The organism is Nocardia sp. AB354, from assembly GCF_049538315.1.
Classification (GTDB): Bacteria; Actinomycetota; Actinomycetes; order Mycobacteriales; family Mycobacteriaceae; genus Nocardia; species Nocardia nova.
Genome location: NZ_JBMVFU010000008.1, coordinates 134,696 through 158,625, shown reverse-complemented (window position 1 = coordinate 158,625; position 23,930 = coordinate 134,696). Strand labels below are relative to the sequence as shown.

24 protein-coding genes are annotated in these 23,930 nt (G+C 68.3%); 16 read left to right on the top strand and 8 right to left on the bottom strand.

The genetic code is table 11. The features are described from left to right. Window positions 1-74: 74 nt before the first annotated feature. The 6 genes from ACPCUW_RS14100 to ACPCUW_RS14075 are packed head-to-tail and all read left to right on the top strand — an operon-like array spanning window position 75 to window position 6,153. Window positions 75-1,454, top strand: a complete 1,380-nt coding sequence (locus tag ACPCUW_RS14100) for an aminotransferase class V-fold PLP-dependent enzyme (protein WP_245007379.1) — start codon at window positions 75-77, stop codon at window positions 1,452-1,454. Next, on the top strand, window positions 1,451-2,764 hold the full coding sequence (locus tag ACPCUW_RS14095) for a heavy-metal-associated domain-containing protein (RefSeq protein ID WP_423425213.1): 1,314 nt from the start codon (window positions 1,451-1,453) through the stop codon (window positions 2,762-2,764). Before ACPCUW_RS14100 ends, ACPCUW_RS14095 begins: the two co-directional genes overlap by 4 nt. Beyond that, window positions 2,761-4,209 carry a decarboxylase gene (locus ACPCUW_RS14090; RefSeq protein ID WP_423425211.1) on the top strand — a complete coding sequence of 483 codons (1,449 nt, stop codon included), beginning with the start codon at window positions 2,761-2,763 and terminating at the stop codon, window positions 4,207-4,209. Before ACPCUW_RS14095 ends, ACPCUW_RS14090 begins: the two co-directional genes overlap by 4 nt. After that, entirely contained in the window at window positions 4,209-5,537 is a 1,329-nt protein-coding gene (locus ACPCUW_RS14085; protein WP_423425210.1) for a pyridoxal-phosphate dependent enzyme, read from the top strand. The genes ACPCUW_RS14090 and ACPCUW_RS14085 overlap by 1 nt, the downstream gene beginning before the upstream one ends. Before the next feature lie 23 nt (window positions 5,538-5,560). Then, entirely contained in the window at window positions 5,561-5,845 is a 285-nt protein-coding gene (locus ACPCUW_RS14080) for an NAD(P)-dependent oxidoreductase (protein ID WP_423425208.1), read from the top strand. A 17-nt stretch (window positions 5,846-5,862) separates the two neighbouring features. Further along, window positions 5,863-6,153: an NAD(P)-dependent oxidoreductase gene (locus ACPCUW_RS14075; protein WP_423425206.1), complete on the top strand. Its 291-nt coding sequence runs from the start codon at window positions 5,863-5,865 to the stop codon at window positions 6,151-6,153. Here ACPCUW_RS14075 and ACPCUW_RS14070 read toward each other — a convergent pair. Further along, window positions 6,145-7,578: an FtsW/RodA/SpoVE family cell cycle protein gene (locus ACPCUW_RS14070; RefSeq protein ID WP_423425204.1), complete on the bottom strand. Its 1,434-nt coding sequence runs from the start codon at window positions 7,576-7,578 to the stop codon at window positions 6,145-6,147. The two genes, ACPCUW_RS14075 and ACPCUW_RS14070, sit on opposite strands and share 9 nt — an antisense overlap. Before the next feature lie 111 nt (window positions 7,579-7,689). Between ACPCUW_RS14070 and ACPCUW_RS14065 the strand changes: the two genes are divergently transcribed. The 3 genes from ACPCUW_RS14065 to ACPCUW_RS14055 all read left to right on the top strand — a co-directional run bounded on the left by ACPCUW_RS14065 (window position 7,690) and on the right by ACPCUW_RS14055 (window position 10,898). After that, entirely contained in the window at window positions 7,690-9,558 is a 1,869-nt protein-coding gene (locus tag ACPCUW_RS14065; RefSeq protein WP_104389835.1) for a Na+/H+ antiporter, read from the top strand. Window positions 9,559-9,581: 23 nt separating this feature from the next. After that, window positions 9,582-10,208, top strand: coding sequence for a TetR/AcrR family transcriptional regulator (locus ACPCUW_RS14060; RefSeq protein WP_030514473.1), 627 nt, complete (start codon window positions 9,582-9,584; stop codon window positions 10,206-10,208). A 90-nt stretch (window positions 10,209-10,298) separates the two neighbouring features. Beyond that, the gene (locus ACPCUW_RS14055) at window positions 10,299-10,898 is read left to right on the top strand and encodes a dihydrofolate reductase family protein (protein WP_104365316.1); all 600 of its coding nucleotides are present in this window, start codon (window positions 10,299-10,301) and stop codon (window positions 10,896-10,898) included. Here ACPCUW_RS14055 and ACPCUW_RS14050 read toward each other — a convergent pair. Beyond that, entirely contained in the window at window positions 10,880-11,656 is a 777-nt protein-coding gene (locus tag ACPCUW_RS14050; protein WP_423425201.1) for a TetR/AcrR family transcriptional regulator, read from the bottom strand. The two genes, ACPCUW_RS14055 and ACPCUW_RS14050, sit on opposite strands and share 19 nt — an antisense overlap. 53 nt (window positions 11,657-11,709) lie before the next feature. Here ACPCUW_RS14050 and ACPCUW_RS14045 point away from each other — a divergent pair, with 53 nt between their 5' ends. Further along, window positions 11,710-13,191, top strand: a complete 1,482-nt coding sequence (locus ACPCUW_RS14045; protein WP_245921234.1) for an MFS transporter — start codon at window positions 11,710-11,712, stop codon at window positions 13,189-13,191. Between the two features lie 6 nt (window positions 13,192-13,197). Here the strand turns inward: ACPCUW_RS14045 and ACPCUW_RS14040 are convergent, their stop codons facing one another. From ACPCUW_RS14040 to ACPCUW_RS14030, 3 genes are all read right to left on the bottom strand, one after another. After that, window positions 13,198-13,785 (bottom strand): hypothetical protein, encoded by a 588-nt coding sequence (locus ACPCUW_RS14040; RefSeq protein ID WP_104389837.1) that lies wholly within the window; start codon window positions 13,783-13,785, stop codon window positions 13,198-13,200. Beyond that, entirely contained in the window at window positions 13,782-14,162 is a 381-nt protein-coding gene (locus ACPCUW_RS14035; protein ID WP_063015080.1) for a hypothetical protein, read from the bottom strand. The genes ACPCUW_RS14040 and ACPCUW_RS14035 overlap by 4 nt, the downstream gene beginning before the upstream one ends. A 278-nt stretch (window positions 14,163-14,440) precedes the next feature. After that, the gene (locus ACPCUW_RS14030; RefSeq protein ID WP_064907008.1) at window positions 14,441-15,982 is read right to left on the bottom strand and encodes a DHA2 family efflux MFS transporter permease subunit; all 1,542 of its coding nucleotides are present in this window, start codon (window positions 15,980-15,982) and stop codon (window positions 14,441-14,443) included. 252 nt (window positions 15,983-16,234) lie between these two features. On the opposite strand from ACPCUW_RS14030, the gene ACPCUW_RS14025 reads away from it, so the two are divergent. From ACPCUW_RS14025 to ACPCUW_RS14005, 5 genes are all read left to right on the top strand, one after another. Further along, window positions 16,235-16,414: a hypothetical protein gene (locus ACPCUW_RS14025; protein ID WP_104362599.1), complete on the top strand. Its 180-nt coding sequence runs from the start codon at window positions 16,235-16,237 to the stop codon at window positions 16,412-16,414. A gap of 14 nt (window positions 16,415-16,428) precedes the next feature. Next, on the top strand, window positions 16,429-17,535 hold the full coding sequence (locus ACPCUW_RS14020; protein WP_082941099.1) for an SPFH domain-containing protein: 1,107 nt from the start codon (window positions 16,429-16,431) through the stop codon (window positions 17,533-17,535). Between the two features lie 33 nt (window positions 17,536-17,568). Next, on the top strand, window positions 17,569-17,952 hold the full coding sequence (locus ACPCUW_RS14015) for a cold-shock protein (RefSeq protein ID WP_063910793.1): 384 nt from the start codon (window positions 17,569-17,571) through the stop codon (window positions 17,950-17,952). 128 nt (window positions 17,953-18,080) lie between these two features. Beyond that, the gene (locus ACPCUW_RS14010) at window positions 18,081-19,175 is read left to right on the top strand and encodes an ATP-dependent DNA ligase (protein ID WP_423425198.1); all 1,095 of its coding nucleotides are present in this window, start codon (window positions 18,081-18,083) and stop codon (window positions 19,173-19,175) included. Beyond that, entirely contained in the window at window positions 19,172-20,212 is a 1,041-nt protein-coding gene (locus ACPCUW_RS14005; protein ID WP_423425196.1) for a DNA polymerase domain-containing protein, read from the top strand. Before ACPCUW_RS14010 ends, ACPCUW_RS14005 begins: the two co-directional genes overlap by 4 nt. Before the next feature lie 25 nt (window positions 20,213-20,237). On the opposite strand, the gene ACPCUW_RS14000 is transcribed toward ACPCUW_RS14005, so the two are convergent. From ACPCUW_RS14000 to ACPCUW_RS13990, 3 genes are all read right to left on the bottom strand, one after another. Continuing rightward, entirely contained in the window at window positions 20,238-20,894 is a 657-nt protein-coding gene (locus tag ACPCUW_RS14000; protein WP_051755639.1) for a TetR/AcrR family transcriptional regulator, read from the bottom strand. Continuing rightward, window positions 20,878-22,023 carry an acyl-CoA dehydrogenase family protein gene (locus ACPCUW_RS13995; RefSeq protein ID WP_063015076.1) on the bottom strand — a complete coding sequence of 382 codons (1,146 nt, stop codon included), beginning with the start codon at window positions 22,021-22,023 and terminating at the stop codon, window positions 20,878-20,880. The genes ACPCUW_RS14000 and ACPCUW_RS13995 overlap by 17 nt, the downstream gene beginning before the upstream one ends. A gap of 92 nt (window positions 22,024-22,115) precedes the next feature. Then, a complete protein-coding gene (locus ACPCUW_RS13990; RefSeq protein WP_393528343.1) occupies window positions 22,116-22,838 on the bottom strand; it encodes a TetR/AcrR family transcriptional regulator in 723 nt (240 codons plus the stop codon). Window positions 22,839-23,051: 213 nt separating this feature from the next. Here ACPCUW_RS13990 and ACPCUW_RS13985 point away from each other — a divergent pair, with 213 nt between their 5' ends. Beyond that, on the top strand, window positions 23,052-23,909 hold the full coding sequence (locus tag ACPCUW_RS13985; protein WP_423425194.1) for an alpha/beta fold hydrolase: 858 nt from the start codon (window positions 23,052-23,054) through the stop codon (window positions 23,907-23,909). Window positions 23,910-23,930 lie beyond the last annotated feature (21 nt).

Below are 23,930 nucleotides of genomic sequence, written 5' to 3'. Positions count from 1 at the left end.
CGGCTTCGAAGGAGACCGCGGCGATAGGTATCGTGGATGTGGTCGCCAGCGTACGAGCCGAAGGGAGCGTCACGTTGCGGTCGCCGATCCCTCGGCCCGCGCACGCCCACCCGGCGAGCGCCCCGGCCTCCGCACCCACTCCCGCGCACTCCATCGCCCGGATCTCCTCACCCCCTGCGTGTTCGCCTTGCCGCCCGGTCGGCGAGGCCACCGCCCCGGCGGCCGTCCGCGATCTCTTCCCCGCGCTCACCGGCGACGGACCGGTCTATCTGGACAGCGCCGCGACCACGCAGAAACCGCTGCCGGTGATCGAGGCGATCGAGGGCTATCACCGCCGCCACACCGCCAATTCCGGCCGTGGCACCTACCCGTGGGCGACGACGCTGACGCGCGCGATCGAACAGGTCCGCGCCGATACCGCCCGCTTCCTGCACGCCGAGCCGGACGAGGTGGTGTTCACCGCGGGCGCCACGGCCGGCCTCAACGCGGTCGCCCTCGCCTGGGGGCTGACCACCCTCGCCGACGGCGACGAAATCCTCTACAGCCCACGCGATCACGCCTCCAACGTGTATCCGTGGCTGCAGCTGCGGGCCACACTCGCCCACTTCGGCCGCCGGGTGCGGCTGGTCCCCTATCGGACCACCGCACTGGGCGAGGCCGATATCGACGACATCGCCGCCAAACTCGGGCCGCGCACCCGGCTGCTGACCCTCAGCCATCTGCACCACGTCTACGGCGCGCGCACCACTCTCGAGGAGCTGCGCGGCCGCATCGACCCACGGGTGGCCGTATGTTTCGACTGCAGCCAGAGCGCCGGGCACATCCCGATCGATGTGCGTGAGCTGGGCGCGGATTTCGCGGTGCTGTCGGCGCACAAGATGTTCGCCGCGCCCGGCACGGGGGTGCTGTTCTGCCACCGCCGCATCCACGACCAGCTGAGCCCGTTCCTGCCGGGCGGCAACTCCGGTGTCAGCGTGCGCGATTCGGCGCTGCTGCCGGCTCGGATGCCGCATCGACTCGAAGGCGGAACCCACAACATCCCGGGCATCCTCGCTCTCGGCGCCGCCCTGCGGGTACTCGACTCGATCGGCATCGACACCGTCGAACGGCACAACCGGATGCTGACCCGCCGCCTCCTCGACGGCATGCGCGCACTACCCGGGCTGCGCCTGCTGCCCGGCCCCGGCCACGCCCCCTGCGACACCGGGTACGGCATCGTGTCGTTCACCCTCGACGGGATCACCGCCACCGATCTCGGCTTCGTGCTCGCGGAACTGGGTTTCCTGGTGCGCACCGGCGCGCACTGCGTCCCCACCGGCACCGCGAGCGACGACGCCGAAATGGTTGCGGCCGAGACTGATTCGGTGCGTGTGAGTACTCACGTCTACACCACGGCCGAGGAGATCGACCGTTTCCTCGGTTGCCTCACCACCATCGCCACGGAGGTCCGATGACCACACGCCGCGAAACCGCCGCAGCCGTCTCCACCGCCGCCCCCGAACCGGAGTCCGGGTCCGACGCCGGCAGCGCACCCGAAGGCAACGCAGCGGATTACGACCGCCGCAGCGCGTCCCGGATTCTCGCCGAACTGGCCCGACCCGGCCTGTTCACCACCGCCGCACCCACGGCGGCGCGCACCATCGCGGTGACCCGCACGCCGGTGCGACCCGAGCCGGGCAGCCACCTGACGCTGTCGCAGCGGATGTATCTGGAATCGTTCATGCGCCCGTGCCGTGCCGATCAGGTCACCAGCGCCACCCATCGGGTGGTATGGACCGACAGCGACGGCATACCCAATACCGGCCACGTTCGCGCCGGTGGTCTCGGGCCGATCGTGCCGGTCGCGGTCCGCGAAACCGTGCTGGCCCTGTGGCACAGCCTCGAGGCCGATACCGCACTGGCCGAACGGATCGCCGCGCTCACCCCGCACGATCGCGCGGTGCTGGGCGCGACCACCACCGATCAGGATGCGATCGACATCTTCCGCGTCGGTATCGAAGCCACCGGCCGGGCACTGGCACAGCACGCGCTGCTCGCCGCCGCGACTCCGTACCGGACCGCCACCGAATTCGCCCGCGGGCTGCGCGATTCCGGCATTTTCGCCGCGGTCGCCACCCGCTGGTACTGGGAGCAGCAGGCCTCCACCTATCGGCGCGGCATGATCGCGGCCGCCTTCGACACCCAGCCCGACGGCACCGTCCGCTACACCGCCGACACCATCGCCACCCTGCGCGCGATGAAGGACGCCACCATCCACGACGCCCACACCGTGATGCGGCGCGCCACGACCGAGGAAAACCTGTCGGTGGAGGCGGCCATCGGCAAGTATCACGACGAACTCGACCTCATCTCACGCCAATACGCACTGCTGCCGGCGGGAGTGCGCCCGTCGTGCCTGGCGGCGATGCCGCATCGCATCGACGGCGAACACTACAGTCTGCTGCCCGAGGTGGTCGATCGGTTCGTGGACCTGTTCACCCACACCGTGGCCGGACTCGACATCGTCGAAACAGCCGATGCCACAGGCGATCTCGCGGGAGCGGCCGAGCATCTGTTCTATGTGCCGGATATGAACTGCAAACATTGTGTGCGCACCATCGGCGGCGTGCTGGAATCGATGCAGATCGCGGTGCACGAGATCGATCTGACCAGCAAGCGGGTGCGCGCCGAATTCCGCAGCCCCCGCAACCGGCACCGGGCCTTCGAAGCGTTGCGCGACAGCGGTTACAACCCGACCCTCGCGGCCCCGGACCCGGCGGGATGAGCGCACCGCCCGCGTTACCGGCGCTGCTGCATCCCCTGGTCCGCGCCTACCTCGACTGCCCGCACGCCCTCACCGCGGCCGTCGCCCGGTTCGGCACACCCGCGCATCTGCTGTTCCCGCAGGTCTATCTCGACAATCTGCGACGACTGCGGGCCGTACCGGTGCGGCATCGGCTACGGCATCGGATCTGCTACGCGCACAAGGTGAATCATTCGACAGCGTTACTGGCGACCGCGCACCGAGCCGGTATCGGCGTCGACGTCGCCTCGGCGCAGGAACTCGCCGCGGCCCGCGAGGTGGGTTTCGCGCCCGGCGATATCGAGGTGACCGGACCGAAGGGCAGGCGATTGCTCACCGCACTCGCCGGTTCCGGTGTGACGGTGAACGTGGACAATCCGTGGGAATTGCGCGAGCTGGCCGGCCTGGCCACCTCGTCCGCGCCGATCCCGGTGCTGTTGCGGCTGAGCGGCTTCCCCGTCCCCGGCGGACAGCCGGCGGTGAGCCGATTCGGCATCGGCCCCGACGAGGTGGCCGAACAACTGGCGTTACTGGCCGCGAGCCGAGACCGGATCACGTTGCGCGGCTTCGCCTTTCACCTCGATTCCGGAGACATCGGTGAACGGGTGCGGGCGGTGGAGGCGTGCCTGGACTGGATCGAACGCGCCTATGCCCACGGCCTGGCCCCCACGGTGCTCGATATCGGCGGCGGGTTCCGGCAGGTGTTCACCGCCGACGCCGACCGGTTCGACCGCTACGCGCTGGCGCTGCGGGATTCGCTCGTCGGGCGCGGGGAGCCGATGAGCTGGGCCGGCAACACCTTCGGATACACGATCGACGACACCGGCGCGCACGGCATCCCGATCTTCCACAAATACGCCAACACGATGCCGGGGCCGCGCATGCTCGACGACCTGCTCGGCGCGCCACTGGCCGCCCAGGGCGGGCAACCGCTGGCCCGGGTACTCGCCGACAACCTGCTGGAACTGTGGTGCGAACCGGGGAAGGCGCTGGCCGATCATGCCGGGATCACGGTGGCGGGAGTGGAATTCGTCAAGCGCACGGCGGACGGCAGCACGGTGGTGACCGTCGATATCGGGCGTGACACGATCACGCCCGCCGACCAGGAGGTGATGGTGGATCCGCTGCTGCTGCCCGGACCCGAATCCGGCGACCGCCCTGTCAAGGATCCCGGCGGGCCGGTCGGGGTGTACATCGGCGGGCATCTGTGCCTGGAACGCGATCTGGTCAGCAATCACAAGGTGTGGTTGCCGCGGCTGCCGCAGCCCGGTGATCTGCTGGTCTTCCCGAATACCGGCGCCTATCACATGGATTTGTCGGCAGCGCGCGCATCGATGCATCCCCTGCCGCCCAAATTGGCCGTCGACTACCGCGACGACGGCTTCCACGTGGTGCCCGACGCCGAATACCGCCCCGGGAGGCCGTGATGCGCTACGACGACATCACCGATCTGATCGGTGACACGCCCCTGCTGCGCCTGGACCCGGCCGTGCACCGGCTGCCCGGGGTGCAACTGTACGCCAAACTCGAGTTCTGCAACCCGTTCGGTTCGGTGAAAGACCGCGTCGCCTGGGGCATGATCCGCGACGAGCTCGACGAGATCACCGCGCGCGGGCAGACACTCATCGAGGCCTCCAGCGGCAACACCGCCAAGGCGTTGCGGCTGCTGGGTGCCCGCCGCGGTGTGGGCCTGCACGCGGTGACCAACCGGATCAAGGTCGACGAGGTGCGCGATCTGCTGCAGCTGTTCGGCACGCGGATCGAGGAGCTGCCGGGACTGTCGGAATGCCCGGATCCGACCACACCCAACGACGTGTATTCGGTGATCGAGACGACGATGGCGAAAAGTCCCGGCGCCTACCATCATCCGTCGCAGTACACCAACGAGAAGAACATCGACGCCCACTATCACGGCACCGGGCGCGAGATCCACGAGGACCTGGCCGCCGCCGGACTGGGCGCCGACTATCTCATCGGCGGACTCGGCACCACCGGTTCCACCCGCGGCACCGCCACCTATCTGCGCAAACACCATCCGGACCTGCGCACGATCGCGGTCGTGTCGCAGCGCGGTGACTTCATTCCCGGCATCCGGTCGGAAACCGAGATGTGGGATGTGGGGCTGTTCCAGCCGGAGTTCTACGACCGGATCGTGACGATCGACGCAACCCGGGCGATCGAAGCCACCCTCGAATTGGCCACCGGCTACGGCATTCTCGCCGGCCCCACCAGCGGCGCCGGATACGCCGCCGCGCTGGAGGTGTTGCGCGAGCTGCCGCCGGGGCCGACGCCGATCGTGGCGGTGCTGATCGTGTGCGACCGCATCGAACCGTATCTGTCCTACATCAAGAAACGCCGCCCGGACCTGTTCGGCCGCACGGGTTCGGCTGTGGCGGCGCCCACCGACGCGGAACTGCACACCGTCCGCGAACTGTCGGCGGACCAGTTGCGCGAACTCGACGCCACCAGCCGCCCGACGATCGTCGACACCCGCGGCGCGATGGCCTACCGGATCGGGCACATCCCGGGCGCGATCAATATTCGCGACGACCAGCTGGACGACATGTTCGCCCACGGGGTGCCGTTCTCCCGTTCGCGCCCGGTGGTTTTCGTCTGCCCGGTGGGTGATCTGTCGCGCCGCTTCGCCGCCACGGCCGCCCGCGCGGGCTACGAGGCGGCAAGCCTCGCGGGCGGCATCGTCGCCTGGCGCGATGCCGGGTTCGAGCTGGAAAGGGCAGCGCCATCGGCGATCTGAGCGCCGACGGCTGGGCGGGCGCATTGCCCGAAGGGGTGCTGCTGTCGCATGCGCGCGGCGCGCACGACGCCGGGGTGGCCGAATGGGTTCTGGGAGCGTTGATCACGCTGTGCCGCGACTTCCCGGTCTTCGCCCGTGCCCGGCAGGAACGCCGCTGGGCCACCCGCCCCACCGACACCCTGTACGGGAAGAAGGTGCTCATCGTCGGCGCCGGCGATCTCGCCGATGCCCTGGCTCGCGCGCTGGCGCCCTTCCGGACTCCGGTGACGGTGGTGGCGAGTACCGCGCGGGCGGCGCGATTCTGGTGAACGTCTCGCAGGGTCGGGTGGTCGACACCGAAGCCCTTGTCGCCGAGCTGTATTCGCATCGGTTGCGCGCCGCGCTCGATGTCACCGATCCCGAACCGCTGCCGCCGGATCATCCGCTGTGGGGTGCGCCGGGGCTGTTTCTCACCCCGCATGTCGCCGGCACCGGCAGCCACAGCACGATCCGCGCCTATGCGGTTGCCGCCACCCAGACGAGCGGTTCCTCACCGGCCGGCTTCCGGACAACCTCGTCCGCCGAGCACGGTGAGCGTGCGCCGCGAGTCGTTGCGGCGCAACGGTTGTCAGCGTGAGCGCGGCCGGCGGATGTGTTCGGTCATGGCCTCGGCGATCGGCGCCGGTGGGGGCGCGGCCGGTGCGGCCTGGGTGCGCCCGTCGTGGGAGATGCGGATCAGCAGTGCCACGATCACGTAATTGGCCAGCAGCGACGATCCGCCGTAGGACATGAACGGCGTGGTCAGTCCGGTCAGTGGAATCAGCTTCGTCACACCGCCCACGACGACGAACAACTGCCAGCCCACCGAGAACGCGAGCCCGCCGCCGAGCAGTTTCCCGAACGCGTCCCGCGTGGCCAGAGCCGCCGCGAAGCCGCGCACGGTGATCACCCCGAACAGCAGAATCACCGCCGTCAGCCCGAACAACCCCAACTCCTCACCGATGGTGGAGATGATGAAGTCGGTTTTGGCGAACGGCACCTCCTGCGGCCGGCCCGCCCCGAGCCCGGTCCCCCACAGCCCGCCGGTTCCCAGCCCGAACAACCCCTGCGCGATCTGATAGCCGTTGGTGTAATAGGTGGCCATCGGATCCTCCCAGACCCGCACCCGCACCCGCACGTGCGCGAACAGGTGATAGGCGACCACGGCGCCGACGGCGAACATCGCCACCCCGATCAGCAGCCACGACGCCCGCCCGGTCGCGATGTACACCATCGCCAGCACCGTGCCGAACACCAGCAGCGAGAACCCCAGGTTCTTCTCGTACACCAGCACCAGCACCGACACGAACGTCACCACCAGCAGCGGCCCCAGATCACGCAGTCGCGGCACTGTGAAACCCAGCACCCGCCGTCCGGCCGCGCCGAACAGATCGCGGTTGGCAACCAGGAACGCCGCCACGAAGATCAGCAGCAGCACCTTGGCGAATTCGCCGGGCTGAATCGAGAACCCGGAGAACAGGATCCAGCTCTTACCGCCGTTGACCTCGCTGAAGCGAGCGGGCAGCACCGCCGGAATCAGCAATGCCACCACACCCGCCAGCCCGCACGTGTAGGCGTAGCGCGCCGGCTGCGTGTGATTGCGCACCACCACCAGCACGAGCGCGAACAACGCGATACCGGCTGCGGTCCAGATCAATTGGTGCGCGGCGTCCGAAGAGGGCGCGGCCGTCCCCTTGGCGGCGGCGCTCACGGCCTCGGCCCGGTCGAGCCGGTCGATCAACACCAGCCCGAGGCCGTTGAGCAACACCACGCACGGCAGGATCACCGGGTCGGCGTTGCCGGCGAACTGCCGCACCGCCAGGTGCGCCAGCAGCGTCAACGCGGCGAACACCAGCAACGACCACTGCAGCGATCGGCCGTCGTCACCCCCCGCGGCCGCGGACATGATCCACGCCGCGATCCCCACCACGACCACCGCCGCGGCACACAACGTCAATTCCGTACGCCGCGGCCGACCGCGCACGATCGGTCCCGACGACATCCCGGTCCGCAGCGCATTCATCGTGTCCAGTATGCGGATCCCCGCCGCCGCGCGCCGACCGGCCGCACCCGCCCGGATCGTCCCCGGTGCCCGGATGCGCGTACGACCAGGCGTAACTGGCACGATGGGCGGGTGCATATCGCGTTCGGGGTTGTGGCCGTGCTCGCCGTGGCGGTCGCGCTGGCGGCGCTGGCCCGCCGGATCGGCATGGCCGAACCGCTGCTGCTCACCGTCGCCGGGGTCGTCGCCTCCTACCTGCCGTTCGTCCCGCAGATCGATATCGATCCGGAGTGGGTGCTGCTGGGTCTGCTGCCACCGCTGCTGTACACGGCCTCGATCAGCACCTCGCTGCTGGAATTCAAACCGAAGAAGGTCTCGATCACCCTGCTCTCGGTCGGGCTGGTACTGGCCACCACCTTCGCGGTCGCGGCGGTGGTGTGGCGACTGCTGCCGGTGCCGTTCGCGGCCGCGGTCGCCCTCGGCGCGATCGTCGCGCCGCCGGACGCGGTGGCCGCCATCGCGGTGGCCCGCCGGGTCGGGATGCCGCGGCGCATCGTCACCCTGCTCGAGGGCGAATCGCTGTTCAACGACGCCACCGCGCTGGTGGCGTTGCGCACCGCGATCGCGGCGATGGCGGGCAGTTTCAGTGTGTGGCAGGCCGGCGGCGACTTCGTCTACGCGGCCGCCGGCGGCGCGGTGATCGGCATCGCCGCGGCCGCGGTGCTGGTGTTGGTGCGACGCCGCATCACCGATCCGGTGCTGGACACGGGTGTGTCGCTGCTGGCGCCGTTCGCGGCCTATCTGCCCGCCGAGGCCGCGCACGCCTCCGGGGTGATCGCGGTGGTGGTGTGCGGTCTGATCCTGGGCCAGGGTGCCCCGGTGTGGCAGTCGGCGGCCTCGCGCGTCGCCGAGCGCACCAACTGGCGCACCATCCAATTCCTGTTGGAGAGCGCGGTATTCCTGCTGATCGGCCTGCAGGTGCGCCATATCGTCGACGACGCCTGGAACAGCGGGCTCGACCACGCCACCATCGTGTTCACCGCCCTCGCGGTGCTGGTCACCGTCATCGTGGTGCGCCCGATCTGGGTTTTCCCCGCCACCTACTTCTCGTGGTTCGTCGAAAGCCGCCCCCGCGGCAATCCCAAACCGGCGTGGACCGGTCCCGCGGTGGTGGCGTGGGCCGGGATGCGCGGCGTGGTCACCCTCGCCGCGGCCACCCTGCTGCCCGACGACACCCCGCAGCTGGCGACACTGAAACTGCTCGCCCTCGTCGTGGTCGGCGGAACGCTACTGCTGCAAGGTATTTCGCTGCCCGCGCTGGTGCGGCTGCTGCAACTGCGCGGTCCCAGCCGCGCCGAGGACGCCCTGCAGGAGGCCGCGCTGCTGCAGCAGGCCACCGCCGCCGGACTCGAGGCCCTCGACGAGGCGGTCGCCCCCGAAACTCCACCCGAGGTGGTGGCGAGCCTGCGCGACCGGGTCGCGCGGCGCACCCACGCGGCATGGGAACAGCTCGGGCGCGCGGAATCGGTGCGCGTCACCCCCAGCGGCGAATACCGGCGGCTGCGCCTGGTGATGCTGCACGCCGAACGCGAGGCGGTGCTGCGCGCCCGCGACGGCGGCGGTATCGATCACGAAGTCCTCGAGCAGGTGATGACCGCGATCGATCTGGAAGAGTCCACGATCGACCGGATCAGCGAGGCCGACGACGACGAGGCCGCGGGTCCGCTCGCGGCCCCGGTCTCCGGCGGCTGCGAACATCTCGTCGCCGCCCCGCACACCCACACCCCCGACCACCCGGACTACTGTTCCGAATGCGTCGCCGAGGGGCTGACGTGGGTGCATCTGCGCATGTGCCTGACCTGCGGGCATATCGCCTGCTGCGATTCCTCGGTCGGCAATCACGCCACCAAGCACTTCCACGCCACGACGCATCCGGTGATGCGCAGCGTGGAGCCCGGCGAGAAATGGCGCTGGTGTTATGTCGACGAAATCCTGGGCTGAACCCACCCGTTAGGCTCGGGAACGTGCGAACAGGTCAGGACTCCGCCGACAACGACACCCGCATCTGGGGTGGTACCACGCTCACCGAACGCCGCGAGGCGCGCCGGACCGCGTTGCTGGAGGCCGCGTTGGACCTGATCGGCGAGGCCGGCGCGGGCGCGGTCACCATGCGCGCGGTGTGCCGGCGCGCGGGCCTGACCGACCGCTACTTCTACGAAAGCTTCACCGGCCGCGACGATCTGCTCGACGTGCTCTACCGGCAGGTCGCCGACGACTTCCGCGAACCGATGACCTCCTTCGCCGCGGCCGCCGACCCCGACCGCGACCGCGAACTGGCGACGGTGCTGGTCGACAAGGTGCTGGCCGATCCCCGCAAATCGCGGCTGTTTCTGGTCGAACCGTATTCGAGCACCGGATTGGGCCAGACCACCATCGCGGTGATGCCGACGTTCACCCGGCTCATCCAGGATCACCTGTTCACCGATATCGGCGATCCGATGCGGCGGCGGATGGCGGCGGTCACCATGGCCTCGGGCAATGCCGGACTGTTCGCGGCCTGGCTCAACGGCTCCCTGCGCGCCGACCGCGAGCAGGTGGTGAACCATCTGGTCGCGGTGATCGGGGCCTACCGGTCGATGTATCGCGACTGACTCCCGCCCCGGCGCCGATGAATTCCGGGCGCGGCTGCCGTCTGTCTCGGTGAGAGCCGGGTCCGGCGCGAGAGCCGAAGGAGCGAACAGATGGCGACAGTGGTGTGCGGGGCGAGCATGTCCCTCGACGGATATATCGCCGGGCCGGAGGAGTCCGGATTCGAGCATCTGTTCGCGTGGTACGAGGCCGGCGACCGAACCTACCCCAGTACCCATCCGGAGGTGCGGTTCTCGCTGACCGACGTCGACTACGACCATGTCAGCGCCTATCTCGACGCGGTCGGCGTGTTCGTGGTCGGGCGCCGGCTGTTCGACCTCACCGACGGCTGGGGCGGCGTGCATCCGTTCGACCGGCCGATAGTCGTTGTCACCCACCACATTCCGCAGGAATGGATCGACTCCCATCCCGGGGCGCCGTTCACCTTCGTCACCGACGGTATCGAGGCCGCCGTCGAGCGCGCCGCCGCCCTCGCCGGCGGCCGGGCGGTGGGCGTCAACGGCGGCACGATGGCGCGCCAGGCGCTCGAGGCCGGACTGCTCGACGAGATCTGGATCGATCTGGTGCCGGTGCTGCTGGGCGGCGGCACACCGATGTTCGATCATCTCGGCGCCGCACCGCAGCTGCTGGAGGATCCGGTCGTCGTGGCGGGCAGCCGGGTCACCCACCTGCGTTATCGGGTGCGCCGCTGAGTTCCGGGGTGCGGCTGCTCGGTATCCGGTGCCGGGCCGGGGCGGCCCAGATCGGCCGTGGGTGCCTCCCCCAGGCGCGCGGCCATCCCGTCCAGGACACAGACCAGCCCGAAGTCGAATGCGAGCGCTCGCGCGACTTCCGGATCCTGCGGTAGCGCGTCGCGGTAGTCGGCTCGCAGTTGCGGGTAGTCCGCGGCCAGCTGGTCCATCGAGGCGAGCACCGATTGGTGGTCGACCTCACCGCCGACGGCCTTACGATATGTCAGCTCCGGAATCACCTGTCCCAGAATGAAACTCATCACCAGGGCGCTGGCCAGATAGACGTCGGTGCCGTCGAATCCGGCCCGCAGGCAGGTGCGGCGCAGCCGGTCGGTGAGCCCGAAGGCGTTAGGGCCGACGCTGGGCAGCTGCCCCAGCAGACTCGCCGCCCACGGATGGGAGCGGATCGTGGCGCGCAGGCTGTAGGCGAAGGTGGTGAACACCTCCCGCCAGCTCGTGCGGTCGGGATCGGGGATCTTGACCAGGCCCCAGACCTCGTCGAGCGCCAATTCCAGCAGTTCGTCCTTGTTGGCCACGTACCAGTAGAGACTGGTCGCGCCGGCATTGAGACGGGCGCCGAGTTTACGCATGCTCAGCGCCTCGAGGCCGTCGGCGTCGAGCAGTTCCACAGTGGCCGCGACGATCTGTTCGCGGGTCAGCCCCGACCTCCTGGGCGGGCGGGCCTGCCGCGTCCACACCGAGCTGAACGGTTTGGTCACGGCACCACTGTAATTGCCTCGCACACTGTTCGAGTTTATCGTACGCTGCTCGAGTGGAATCGAACACTGTACGAGAACCCGCGGAGACGACCCCGCGCGATCCCCGCCGCTGGTGGATCCTGGGTGTGCTCTGCCTGTCCCTGCTGGTGCTGATGATCGACGGCACCGTCCTCAACCTGGCCATTCCGTCACTGATCCGGGAACTGGGCGCGAGCCCCTCCGACATCCAGTGGATCCTCGACGCCTACGTCCTCGTCTTCGCCGGACTCCTGCTCACCGCCGGCAGCCTGTCCGACCGGTTCGGCCGCCGGCGCATGCTCATCACCGGACTCGCGGTATTCGGCGCGGCGTCACTGCTGGCCGTCCTGGCCGACGAACCGTGGCAGGTGATCGCCGCCCGCGCCGCCATGGGCGTCGGCGGATCGCTGCTCATGCCCTCGACACTGTCGATCCTGATGACGACCTTCGAGGAGGACGAACGCCGCAAGGCGATGGCCGGCTGGTCCACGGTGTCCATGGTCGGCATCGTGCTCGGCCCCACCCTGGGCGGCTTTCTGCTGCAGCACTTCTGGTGGGGGTCGGTCTTCCTGCTCAACATCCCCGTCGCGATCGTCGCGATCATCGCCGCGGTGGTACTGATGCCCGAAACCTACGGGCAGCAACGCCCCGTCGACCTGGTCGGGGTGCTGCTGTCGATCGCGGCGCTCACCGCGACCGTCTACGTGATCATCGAACGCGAATGGAACATCCCCGTCATCGCACTCGCGGTGGTGGCCGCGGCCGGATTCACCTACTGGGAATACCGCTCCCCGCATCCGATGCTGCCGCTGGCGGTGTTCCGCAATCGCGACTTCACCGGCACCTGCCTGACGCTGCTGCTGATGGTGTTCGGCATGGGCGCGGTGATGCTGATGCTCACCCAGTACCTGCAGTTCGTCCTCGGATACGGCCCGATGAAAGCCGGGCTGGCACTGCTGCCGTACGCCGTGGCCGCGACGGTGTGCAACGGACTGGGCGCCACGCTCGGCAAGAAGCTGAGCAACAAGACCCTGATCGTCGCGGGCTTGGCGGTGATGGCGGGGGCGTTCGTCATCCTCGCCAACGCCGACAGCTACGCGTGGGTGCTGGCCTCCATGCTGGTGATGGGTATCGGCGGCGGCCTGGCCGGTCCCGCGGCCTATGCCGCGATCATGAGCGCGATCCCGCTCGAACACGCCGGTGTCGGCTCGGCGATGAACGACACCATCCAGCAGGTCGGAATGGCGGTCAGCATCGCGGTGCTCGGCAGTGTGCTGGCGGGCGTGTTCACCTCGCACATGCCCGCCGATGCTCCCGACGCGGCGCGCGAGAACATCGGCAACGCTTTCGCCCTCGGCTTCGGCGAACCGGCCAAGTCGGCGTTCACCACCGCCATGTCCTACGGAGCGTGGATCAGCGCCGGTTTCAGTCTCGCGGCCGCCCTGCTGGGCCTGATCCTGCTGCGACACCGCGCGGCGCAACCGGCTGCGCAACCCGAACCGGCGCAGGCGAGCTGAGCGCGGTCACGCCACGGCACGCGGATCGGTCCCCGCGGCACGCGCGGGGACCGATACCGTTGGGCGCAAGGCATTGTCGGGCAGCCACCGGGAGAACCGTTCCACCACTTCCAGCGCGCCTAGCCCCACGTATCCGGCCAGCACGCTTTCGGCCAGCGTCATATCGTCCTCGGGCAAACCGTAGACCGAGACGAGCAGACCACGCCGCGGTCCCGGCGCGAGCACCGCGCGGCCCGAGCCCGGCAGAGCCGTCTCCTCGACCAGCGCCGGACATCCCGAATGCAGTACGAGTGCGGCCTGCACTCCCAGCGACAAATCACGAATACGCGGACGATGGCCCGCCGCCGCGGCGCAGATCAGCGAGCCGGGCAGCAACTCGGCGCCGTCCAGATACCCCGGCTCGACGGCGCGCCAGCGCTGCACAGGCGGGAAATGATCGCAGTCCGGGCGACCCGACCAGCGGCGATACGCCCGTTCCAGCAGCACCTCGGTCGCGTCCCGGCAGCCGGACTCGTTCACGACCACGGCCCGCATCCGCAGTTGCCGGCACCGCAGCCGATCGGGCCGGGCCCGTTCGATATCGGCGATACTCATAGCCCACCGCCACTGTCGAATTCGGAACGCAGGGATTTCGTCCGCACCGCGGCGACGCTGCGCACCCGCCCCGGCGCCGGAGTGTGGGCCCGCCGCCATGCCGAGACGAACAGGGCGAAACCGCCCGCCACAGCGATGATCACGGCGAGCATCGCCAGGACCAGCGGTGTCGTCGCCGCCGCGTCGGTGCGGCCCGCCCCGCTCGCGCGGATCAGCATCGCCGCGAGCAACGGACCGAGCAGGGCGAGTCCGGCGCCGGTGAGCAGCAGGCCGCCGGTGGTCAACGCTTCCGGGGTCAGTGAGGCGCGAACGGGCGTGGCGGTTTTCGTACTCACCGATTCGGTTCGCGATCCCAGCAAACTCTTGCGCAACGGCATGACCGCCCCTTTCGTTCACCCGCTCGTCAGTGCATTTGAACTGGGAATTCAAACGTACAACTCGAAACGCCACGGGTTCATCCAAAGTGATCCAACTGTCACCGGAACGTTGGCAGCAATTCAGCAGCGACCAGCGTCGAGACGCCTCGGGCTACAGCGTGGAAACGACGCATGCCGCCCGGGCGGACCCGAAGGTCACGCCCGGGCGGCATGCGGTGCGTTCGTGCATCCGGTGCACGAACGCGGTGGGCCAACGAGGGCTCGGCGGCCCTCGCCGGTCAGTGCCCCATCAGCACCGGTGCGTCGGCATCTTCCTGGGGCAGTTTCGGTTTGGAGCGCGGCAGGAACGCCGCCGGGATCAGCGTCACCAGAACCAGCACCAGGGCGACGATGTAGGTGTGCGCGTAGGCGGTCGCCGCTTGGTCGAAGCCGGTGTCGAGTTGCTCGGGCGGCACCTTCTGCGCGATGGTCGGATCGAACTGCGATCCGATCGCCGCCTGCGCCAGCGGTTTGTTCTCCAGCATGTTGGTCAGCAGCACCGACATGGTCGCCGTGCCGATCGAACCGGCCGCCTGGTTGACGATGTTCATCAGCGTCGAACCCCGGGCCACCTGTGCGTGGGTCAGCGTCTGGATCGCGGCGGTCATGGTCGGCATCATCGTGCAGCCCATGCCCAGCCCCATCACGAACAACGCCACACACATCAGCGGCAGCGAGGTGTCGGCCGAGAGCTGGGTGAAGAACAGCATGCTCACCGCGATGACGGTCAGACCGCTCATCACCACCTTGCCGGGGCCGATCTTGTCGACCAGCTTGCCGCCGATAGGCATCGTGACCATCGCGCCCAGACCCTGTGGTGCGATGAGCAATCCGGTCACCAGTGTCGACTTACCCTGCACCTGCTGCAGATAGCTGGGCAGCAGCAGGCCGGAGCCGAAGAACGCCACCGCGAAGAACACCGCGGTCAGTACGGCGAAGGTCAGCTGGCGATTGCGGAACAGATGCAGATCGATCAGCGGATGTTCGGTGCGCAGCGCGTGGAAGACGAAACCGACCATCAGCACCAGGCCGATCGCGGCCGGCACCAGCACCCGCGCCGAGGCCACCGTGTGCTGTTCGGGAATCGAGGACACACCGAACAGGAACAGCGCCAACCCCGGTGACGCGAGCAGCATCCCGAGGAAGTCGAACGATTCCGAGGGTTCGGGCCGGTCCGACGGCAGCACCACGACCGCCAGGATCAACGCCACCACACCCACGGGCAGGTTGATCAGGAAGATCCAGTGCCAGCTGAAACTGCCGATCAGCCAGCCACCGAGAATGGGCCCGAGAATCGGCCCCAGCAGCATCGGCACACCGAGGACCGCCATCACGCGGCCGATCCGCTGCGGTCCGGCCGCGTGGGTCATGATCGTCATACCCAGTGGCATCAGCATGCCGCCGCCGAGGCCCTGCACGACGCGGAAGGCGATGAGCGACTCGATGTTCCAGGCCGTGGAACACAGCACCGAGCCGAGAATGAAGAACGTCAGCGCCAGGATGTAGAGACGTTTGGTGCCGAATCGGTCGGCAGCCCAGCCCGTCAGCGGGATCACGCTGGCCAGGGCCAGGGTGTAGCCGGTCATCGTCCAGGCCGCGATGGCGTAGCTGGTGTCGAATTCGTGCTGGAACGTCGGCAGTGCGACGGTTACGACGGTCACGTCCAGGATCGACATGATCGCGCCGAGCACGACCACACCGGCTACCTTGAACACCGCGGCATCGAGTGTGTCGGAAGCGGGATCCGACGTCGCCGCAGGAATATCCGGAGGAGAGGTCACCGCTTCAGCCTGCCAGGTGACCGATCGCTTGACCAGCCCCCTTTCCCAGGGGAGGCCATATCGAAACCTCCGACTTTTCGCGCCCGATTCGTCCGTTCCCACCGTTATCTTGCCGCCCGCGGCGCGGCCCCGGCGCGCGCACTACATTGGTCTCCATCAGTTCATTCGTTGTCCGGCAAGGAGTTCCCCGCGATAGAAGACCCGGTACTCGGTTCGACCGGTAGGCTCACATCGCCGATCCGGGGCGCAGGCATGCTCGGGGAGGTCCTGGTCGCGATCAGAGGGGGCACCGAGCTGTACATCGCGCGATCCACCGAACCCTTGGATGCCGGCACCACCGTACTCGTGGTCGAGGTGCATCCCGGCCGGATCGTCGATGTCGTCGAGTGGATCCCGCTGGATGTCGGACCGGGTGGGGATACAACGAAATAACAAGGGAGACACCAGTGCTGGGCTATCACGTGCCCGATCCCGACGAGGCCATGCTGATCAGCGGCGGCCGCGCCAAGGACAACGCCCCCTTCCGCGTCATCACCGGCCACGGCGCCTGGGTGATGCCGTTCTTCCGCAAGGTCAGCTACCTATCGCTGGCGATGTTCGAATCCGAGATCCAGGAACGCTGCGTCACCCGTCAGGCCATCCAGCTCGACGTGCGCGCGGTCATCGCCTTCAAGGTCGCCAACGACACCCAGTCCGTGGTCAACGCCGCACAACGATTCCTGTCCGAACAGGAACGCGAGATGTCGGTGCTGACCGGGCGCATCTTCTCCGGCCATCTGCGCTCCATCGTCGGTTCCATGACCGTCGAGGAGATCATCCGCGAACGCCAGAAACTCGCCGACGAGGTCCTGGTCGCGTCCAAGGTGGAGATGAGCAATATCGGACTGTGGGTCGACTCGTTCCAGATCCAGTCCATCGACGACGGCGGACTCGGCTACATCGCCGCCCTCGCCGCACCGCACAACGCCGCCGTTCAGCGCGACGCCCAGATCGCTCAGGCCGCCGCCGCCCAGCTCGCCGCCCAAGCCGAACAGGAATCGCTGCGCAAACAGGCGGAATATCAACGCCAGACCGCGATTCTGCAGGCCGAATACCAGCGCGATATCGACAAGGCCAAAGCCGAGGCCAGTCAGGCCGGGCCCCTCGCCGAAGCCATCGCCCTGCAGGAAGTGCTCACCGCCCAGGCCGAACGCGCCCGCAAGGAAGCACAGCTGCGCGAACAGCAACTGCAGGCCGAGGTCGTCAAGCCCGCCCAAGCCGAAGCCGAGCGCGTGCGCGTACTCGCCCAGGCCGAGGCCGACCGCACCCGCATCCAGGCCGAGGCCGCGGCATCCAACAACCGGATCGCGTTGGACCAGTTGCTGATCGAGCAGCTGCCCGAAATCGTCAAACAGGCCGCGCTCGGCCTGTCCAACGCCAATCTGACCGTCCTCAACGGACCCGACGGCGTCGGCGAATTGGTCAACGGAATGGTCGGGCAGGGACTGACGGTATTCAACTCGCTGCAAAAGGCTCTTTCCACCGACAACCACTCCGGGGCACCGATAGAGTGACCGCACACGGACGGCAATGAGGAGCAGGTGTAGGTGTCGATCGGGAAATTGGTGTCCTTCGACAGTTCTCGGGGGTTTGGATTCATCCGCCCCGAAGACGGCGGGCCGGACGTATTCGTTCACGTGAACGACATCGGATTGGACGAGGACGAACTGCGGCAGGGGCGTGTATTCGAATTCGAGGTCACCGAGGGTGATCGAGGACCCAAGGCGGTCAACCTGACCGCGGTCGGCGGCACACCGGCGCCGCCGCGGCATCGCGGCCGCGGCACCGGCCAGCTCACCGCCGCCGAACACAAACGACTGATCACCGAATTGCTGCTCGACGCCAGTCCCGCGCTCACCGCCGGCGAGATCATCACCATCCGCGACCGGCTCGCCGAATTCGCCGACCAGCACGGCTGGCTGGAGAACTGACCGGACCGGGCGAATGTCCCGCGACCGCGGATGCGGCTCTCGGCCTACGATCATGACGACGGTGCCGGGCGATGAATTTCTCCCGCCCGCACCGTCGGCATGGGTGAGACCGACCCGAGGAGGATCGCGTGGACCTGCCCGTCATGCCGCCGGTGAAACCGATGCTGGCCAAATCCGCCGGCGCCCTGCCCCACGAGGACACCCTCCTCTACGAGCCCAAATGGGACGGCTTCCGGTGCATCGTCTTTCGTGACGGCACCGATATCGAACTCGGTTCCCGCAACGACCGGCCACTCACCCGCTATTTCCCGGAAGTGGTGCGGCTGCTGGACACGGCGCTACCACCGCGATGCGTCCTCGACGGTGAAATCGTCGTCGTCACCGAACACGGCCTCGATTTCGATGTCCTGCAGAACCGCCTGCACCCCGCGGCCTCACGAGTGAACAAACTCAGCGTCGAAACACCCGCGAGCTTCGTCGCCTTCGACCTGCTCGCCCTCGGCGACGAGGATCTGACCACCAGGCCCTTCCACGAACGCCGGCAGCTGCTGGAATCCATCCTCGACACCCCGCACGAGGGCATCCACCTCACACCCGTCACCTCCGACCCCGACACCGCCCAGGACTGGTTCACCCGATTCGAGGGCGCCGGCTTCGACGGCGTGATGGTCAAATCCCGCGACCTGCCCTATATGCAGGACAAACGCGTCATGGTCAAGGTCAAACACGAACGCACCGCCGACTGCGTCGTCGCCGGATTCCGCTGGCACAAGGACGGCCAGGGCGTCGGCTCACTGCTGCTGGGCCTCTACGACGAGGACGACCATCTGCACCACGTCGGCGTCGCCAGCAGCTTCACCGCCGCCCGCCGCAAACAACTCGTCGACGAACTCGCACCGCTGCGCGAAGGCGCACTCGACAACCATCCTTGGCGCAACTGGGCCGACGCCGCCGCACAAGCCAAGGCCGAAGGCAAGATGCCCGGCGGCATCAGCCGCTGGACCGGCGGCAAGGACCTGTCCTGGGAACCACTGCGACCCGAACTCGTAGCCGAGGTCCGCTATGAACACCTCATGGCCGGGCGATTACGCCACGGCGGGCGCCTGGTCCGCTTCCGCGACGACCGCACCCCGCAATCGTGCACCTACGCCCAACTCGAAGAGGTCGCGCCCGCCGAACTCGCCGACGTCTTCACCGCCGCGAAAGCGCAGGCCCAGCCGTGAGCGAAGCCATCGACATCGACACCGACGGCGTGACCGTCCGCATCAGCAACCCGGACAAGATCTATTTCAGCAAACGCGGCGAAACCAAACTCGACCTCGTGCGCTACTACCAGGCCGTCGCCGAACCACTGCTGCGCACCATCGGCAACCGGCCCGTGCTGCTCGAACGCTATCCCGACGGCGCCGGCGGCAAATCCTGGTTCCAGAAACGCGTCCCGAAATCGGTCCCCGACTGGTTGCAGACCGTGCAGGTCTCCACACCCAACGGCACCGCCAGCGATGCCCTGGTCGCCGCCGACCTCGCCCATATCCTCTGGGCGGTCAACCTCGGCTGCCTCGGCTTCCACGTCTGGCCCAATCACGTTCCCGCAGGCGGCGTTCCGGCCCGCACCGAAGGCGAGATCGGCGACCTCGACATCAGCGACGAACTGCGCATCGACCTCGATCCCTCCCCCGGCATCGGCTTCGACGAGTTGCGCCGCGTCGCCGTGCTCACCCGCGAACTGCTCGCCGAACTCGGCATCGACGCCCGCGTCAAAACCTCCGGATCCCGCGGCCTGCACATCTACGCCGTCCTCGAACCCGTCTGGGACGGCTACCAGGTCCGCGCCGCCGCGGTCGCCATGGCCCGCGAACTCGAACGCCGCCACCCCGACCTGATCACCGCCAACTGGTGGAAAGAAGAACGCGGACAACGCGTCTTCATCGACTACAACCAGAACGCGCCACACAAGACCGTCTTCGGCGCCTGGTGCGTGCGACCCAAGGTCGGCGCCCAGGTCTCCACCCCCATCGCTTGGGACGCACTCGATGCGATCGTCCCCGACGAACTGACCATCGCCACGGTCCCCGAGCGGCTCGCCGCATCCGGCGACCCCTGGGCCGACCGCACCCCGCAATCGATCCAGCCACTACTCGAAATGTCGCGCCGCGACTTCGATTCCGGCCTGCTCGACGCCCCCTGGCCACCGAACTACCCGAAGATGCCCAACGAACCACCGCGCGTCCAACCCAGCCGCGCCCGCACCCCCGGCTGAGAACCACGCCGCGCCGGGTGCGCCGTCAGCGGGCCTGTTCGATCCGCGGAAACGTGGTCTGCACCAACGCCATCAACACATCCGCGAGCAGATGATGCACCTGCTCACGATTCAAGCTGCGGCGCGTAATCCATTCGCGCCCAGCAGTTTTCACCATACCGCTGTAGGCGCGGACCAGGGCCCGCAACTCGTCGTCACGCGCCGATCCGGACAGGCCCACCATCTCCAGCAGCCGGTCCGCCGCGGCGTCGTCGGCCTCGTCCAGGATGCGCTGCACCTCCGGATCGTCCCCGATACCCTCGTGCCCGGTCACCTTCACCCAGGTACTGCCCAACCCGCTGATCGTGTCCAGCAGCCACGACACACTCGCATCCACCCGCTCCCGCGGCGTACCGGTCGGCATCACCATGTAATCGGCGCGCGGCAACGTCACCATCCGCCGCACCACCGCCAGATACAGATCACGCTTGTTGCCGAAATAGTGATTGATCAGCCCGCGCGCCACCCCGGCGCGCTGCGCGAGTTCAGCGGTCGACACGGCCGCATACGGACGTTCGCCGAACATCTCGATGGCGCAGGCCAGAATCTGCGCGCGCCGTTCGTCCGGCTCCAGCCGGCGCCGCCGAGCCGAATCGGCATCGGCCGGCACCGGCTGGGTCGTGGTCTCAGAGTGAGCGGGCAATGAGATCCTTCATCACCTCGTTGGAACCGGCGAGGATGCGCAGCACGCGCGCACCGGTGTACAGCTGGGAAATCGGGTACTCCGTCATGTATCCATAGCCACCGAACAGTTGCAGACAGCGGTCCACCACAATACCCAACTGGTCGGTAAGCCAGTACTTCGACATCGCAGCGGTGGGAATATCCAGCTCACCCCGCAGATGCTTCCCGATCGCATCATCCAGGAACGTCCGGCTCACCCGCGCGATCGTCGCGCACTCGGCCAGCTCGAACTTCGTGTTCTGCATCGCGAACAGCGGCTTGCCGAAAGCCTCACGGCCCTTGGTGTATTCGACGGTCAACTCCACCGCCCGCTCCATCATCGACACCGCCATGATCGCGGTCACCAGCCGCTCCTGCGCCAGCAGCTGCATCATCTGATAGAAGCCCTGCCCCTCGGCCTCCCCCAGCAGATTCGACGCCGGCACCCGCAGGCCGTCGAAGAACAGCTCCGCGGTGTCCTGCGCCTTGCCGCCGATCTTGTTCAGGATCCGGCCGCGCCGGAAGCCGGGCGTCTCATCGCTCACCTCGGCGAAGATCAGCGACACACCCGCCGCACCCTTCGTCGGATCGGTCTTGGCCGCGATGATGATGCCGTCGCACAGCCAGCCGTTGGAGATGAAGATCTTCGACCCGGTGATCACGTACTCGTCACCCTCGCGCACCGCGCGGGTCTTGATGTTCTGCAGGTCCGAACCCGTCCCCGGCTCGGTCATACCGATCGACAGCACCATCTCACCGCCGGCCGCCTTCGGCAGCACCCGCCGCTTGAGGTCCTCGGTCCCGAAATGATGGATGTAGGGCGCGATGATCGACGAATGCACCGGCATACCCAGTGAACCGTCCCCGGCATAGGACTGCGCCTCGATCAACGCCGCCTCGTGCGCGAAAGTGCCACCGCCACCGCCGTATTCGGACGGAATCGCGGCACACAGCAGACCCAGCTCACCCGCCCGGTTGTACAGCTCGCGGTCCGGATGGCCCTGCGCGACGAACTTCTCCTCATTCGGCAGGACTTCCTTCTCGAAAAAGGTCTTCGCCAGATCCCGGACGGCCTCGACCTCATCGTCGCTCCACGCGGCGCGCGCCATCGTTACTTCCTTCGTCTCGTACCCGGAACCGGACCGCACCGGCCCCGCGCACCAGCCTGGCGCACTATTGGCGGCATGTCAACAACGCGGGTTCAGTGCGCTTCCCGCGCGATATTCACCTCCGCCAGCGTGCTGAAAATCGGAACCTCCGGATCCGCCACGATCCGCTGCCGCCGCAGAAACCCGTCGATCAGTGACCAGACCAACTCGGTCAGCTCCGCGACGAAATCCGCACTGCTCCGCCGCGGCGACTCCGCCCCCTCGAGCCACAGATCCGTTGTCGCCACCACCACGCCGACGACCGCCCGCGCCAGATAGTCCAGGCCCGCCGTCTCGATCGGCACCGCCTCCGCGATCGATTGCGCGAGCTTCGCGAACCGCCGCGCCGCATCGCGCCCCAGATCGAACTGCAGCACCGCCCCCACCGCCTCTCCCCCCGACCTGCTCGCCTGCGCCGTCTGCACCACCGGCGCCTGCATCAGAAACCGAAAGACATTGGGATGCTGAAGAATTCCGGCCGCATACGCGGTGAACACCCGCCGCAGCGCGGGCCGCGGCGGCTGCAGCAGCAACGTCATATCCTGCCCGGCGGCCGCGAACGCGTCGCGCGACATCCGATCGGCGATCTCGGTGTACAGATCCGCCTTGTCCGCGAACTGCCGATACAACCGCGGCTTCGTCATCCCCGCCGCACGCGCGATGTCGTCCATACTCGGCTGCGGGCCGTCCCGGTCGATCACCCGGATCGCCGCATCGACGATCTCCTCCCGCGTGACCCTAGGCGCGGCAGCTCGCCGGCCGACCCGAGACACCATGGGCACCTCCCCAGCCGAGCGAACAGTCGCACCCACGTTACACATACCGCCGGTACGAAATCGATGACCACCCCGTGCACCAGCCGAAACGGGGGCTGAATAAGGAGATACCCCACCGAGGTCCGCCGACCGACAGCCGATCGCGTACTGTCGCTACCGTTGACCGTACCGGCAGTACGAGCGGCTCCGACCCCGCGCTCACGAGGTAGACCGATGAACTCAGCCCGCACCCCCTCCCGCCACCGCACCGTCACCGCCCCCGGCGGCGACCTCGCCGTCTACGAATACGGCCACCCCCAGGCCGACACCATCGTGCTCATCCCCGGCATCACCGACACCCATCGCATCTGGAACCGCGTCGCCACCGGACTCGCCGACAGCTTCCACGTGGTCACCTACGACGTCCGCGGCCACGGCCGCTCCAGCGCACCCACCCGCACCCACCGCTACCGCCTGCCCCACCTCGCCGACGACCTCTTCGCCGTCCTCGACGCCGTCAGCCCTCGCACACCGGTCCACCTCGCCGGCCACGGCTGGGGCGCGATCCAACTCTGGTACGCCCTCGGTGACCCGCGCGCCAACACCCGCATCGCCTCCGCCACCGCGCTGTCGGCGCCCCACCTCGACCACCTCGCCCTCGCACTGCGCGATCTCCGCTGCCCCCGCAGCCCCTGGTGGCGGCTCCCGCGCCTGAGCTGGCTGGTTCTCGGCCGCCGCCTCCTGCACTGGCCCCGCCTGCGCGCCCGGGTCCTCCCGCAGGCCACCACCTGGCCCGCCGACCTGCTGGCCGGCGCCCGCATCGTCGCCGCCAACCTCGCCCACCACCTGCGCCATCCGCGCCCGCAACATACCGCCGTGCCGGTCCAACTCATCCTCGACCGCGCCGACACCGCCGCCCTGCCCAGCCTGCGTGCCCATATCCGCCGCGACGTCGACCGCCTCTGGCTGCGCGAACTGCCCGCCGATCCCTGGCTGCCGCTGACCGAACCCCTGCTGGTCGTCGAAGCCATCGCCAACTTCATCGACGATCAGCACACCGACCACCGGCCCATCCACTACACCCCGCGCTGAGGAGCCCCGGCAGCCTCCAAC

Coding starts and splice junctions, on each gene's coding strand:
- ACPCUW_RS14095 (WP_423425213.1), top strand. CDS start 1,451: ATGACCACACGCCGCGAAACCGCCGCAGCCGTCTCCACCGCCGCCCCC.
- ACPCUW_RS14070 (WP_423425204.1), bottom strand. CDS start 7,578: ATGAATGCGCTGCGGACCGGGATGTCGTCGGGACCGATCGTGCGCGGT.
- ACPCUW_RS14090 (WP_423425211.1), top strand. CDS start 2,761: ATGAGCGCACCGCCCGCGTTACCGGCGCTGCTGCATCCCCTGGTCCGC.
- ACPCUW_RS14055 (WP_104365316.1), top strand. CDS start 10,299: ATGGCGACAGTGGTGTGCGGGGCGAGCATGTCCCTCGACGGATATATC.
- ACPCUW_RS14025 (WP_104362599.1), top strand. CDS start 16,235: ATGCTCGGGGAGGTCCTGGTCGCGATCAGAGGGGGCACCGAGCTGTAC.
- ACPCUW_RS13985 (WP_423425194.1), top strand. CDS start 23,052: ATGAACTCAGCCCGCACCCCCTCCCGCCACCGCACCGTCACCGCCCCC.
- ACPCUW_RS13990 (WP_393528343.1), bottom strand. CDS start 22,838: ATGGTGTCTCGGGTCGGCCGGCGAGCTGCCGCGCCTAGGGTCACGCGG.
- ACPCUW_RS13995 (WP_063015076.1), bottom strand. CDS start 22,023: ATGGCGCGCGCCGCGTGGAGCGACGATGAGGTCGAGGCCGTCCGGGAT.
- ACPCUW_RS14035 (WP_063015080.1), bottom strand. CDS start 14,162: ATGCCGTTGCGCAAGAGTTTGCTGGGATCGCGAACCGAATCGGTGAGT.
- ACPCUW_RS14085 (WP_423425210.1), top strand. CDS start 4,209: ATGCGCTACGACGACATCACCGATCTGATCGGTGACACGCCCCTGCTG.
- ACPCUW_RS14040 (WP_104389837.1), bottom strand. CDS start 13,785: ATGAGTATCGCCGATATCGAACGGGCCCGGCCCGATCGGCTGCGGTGC.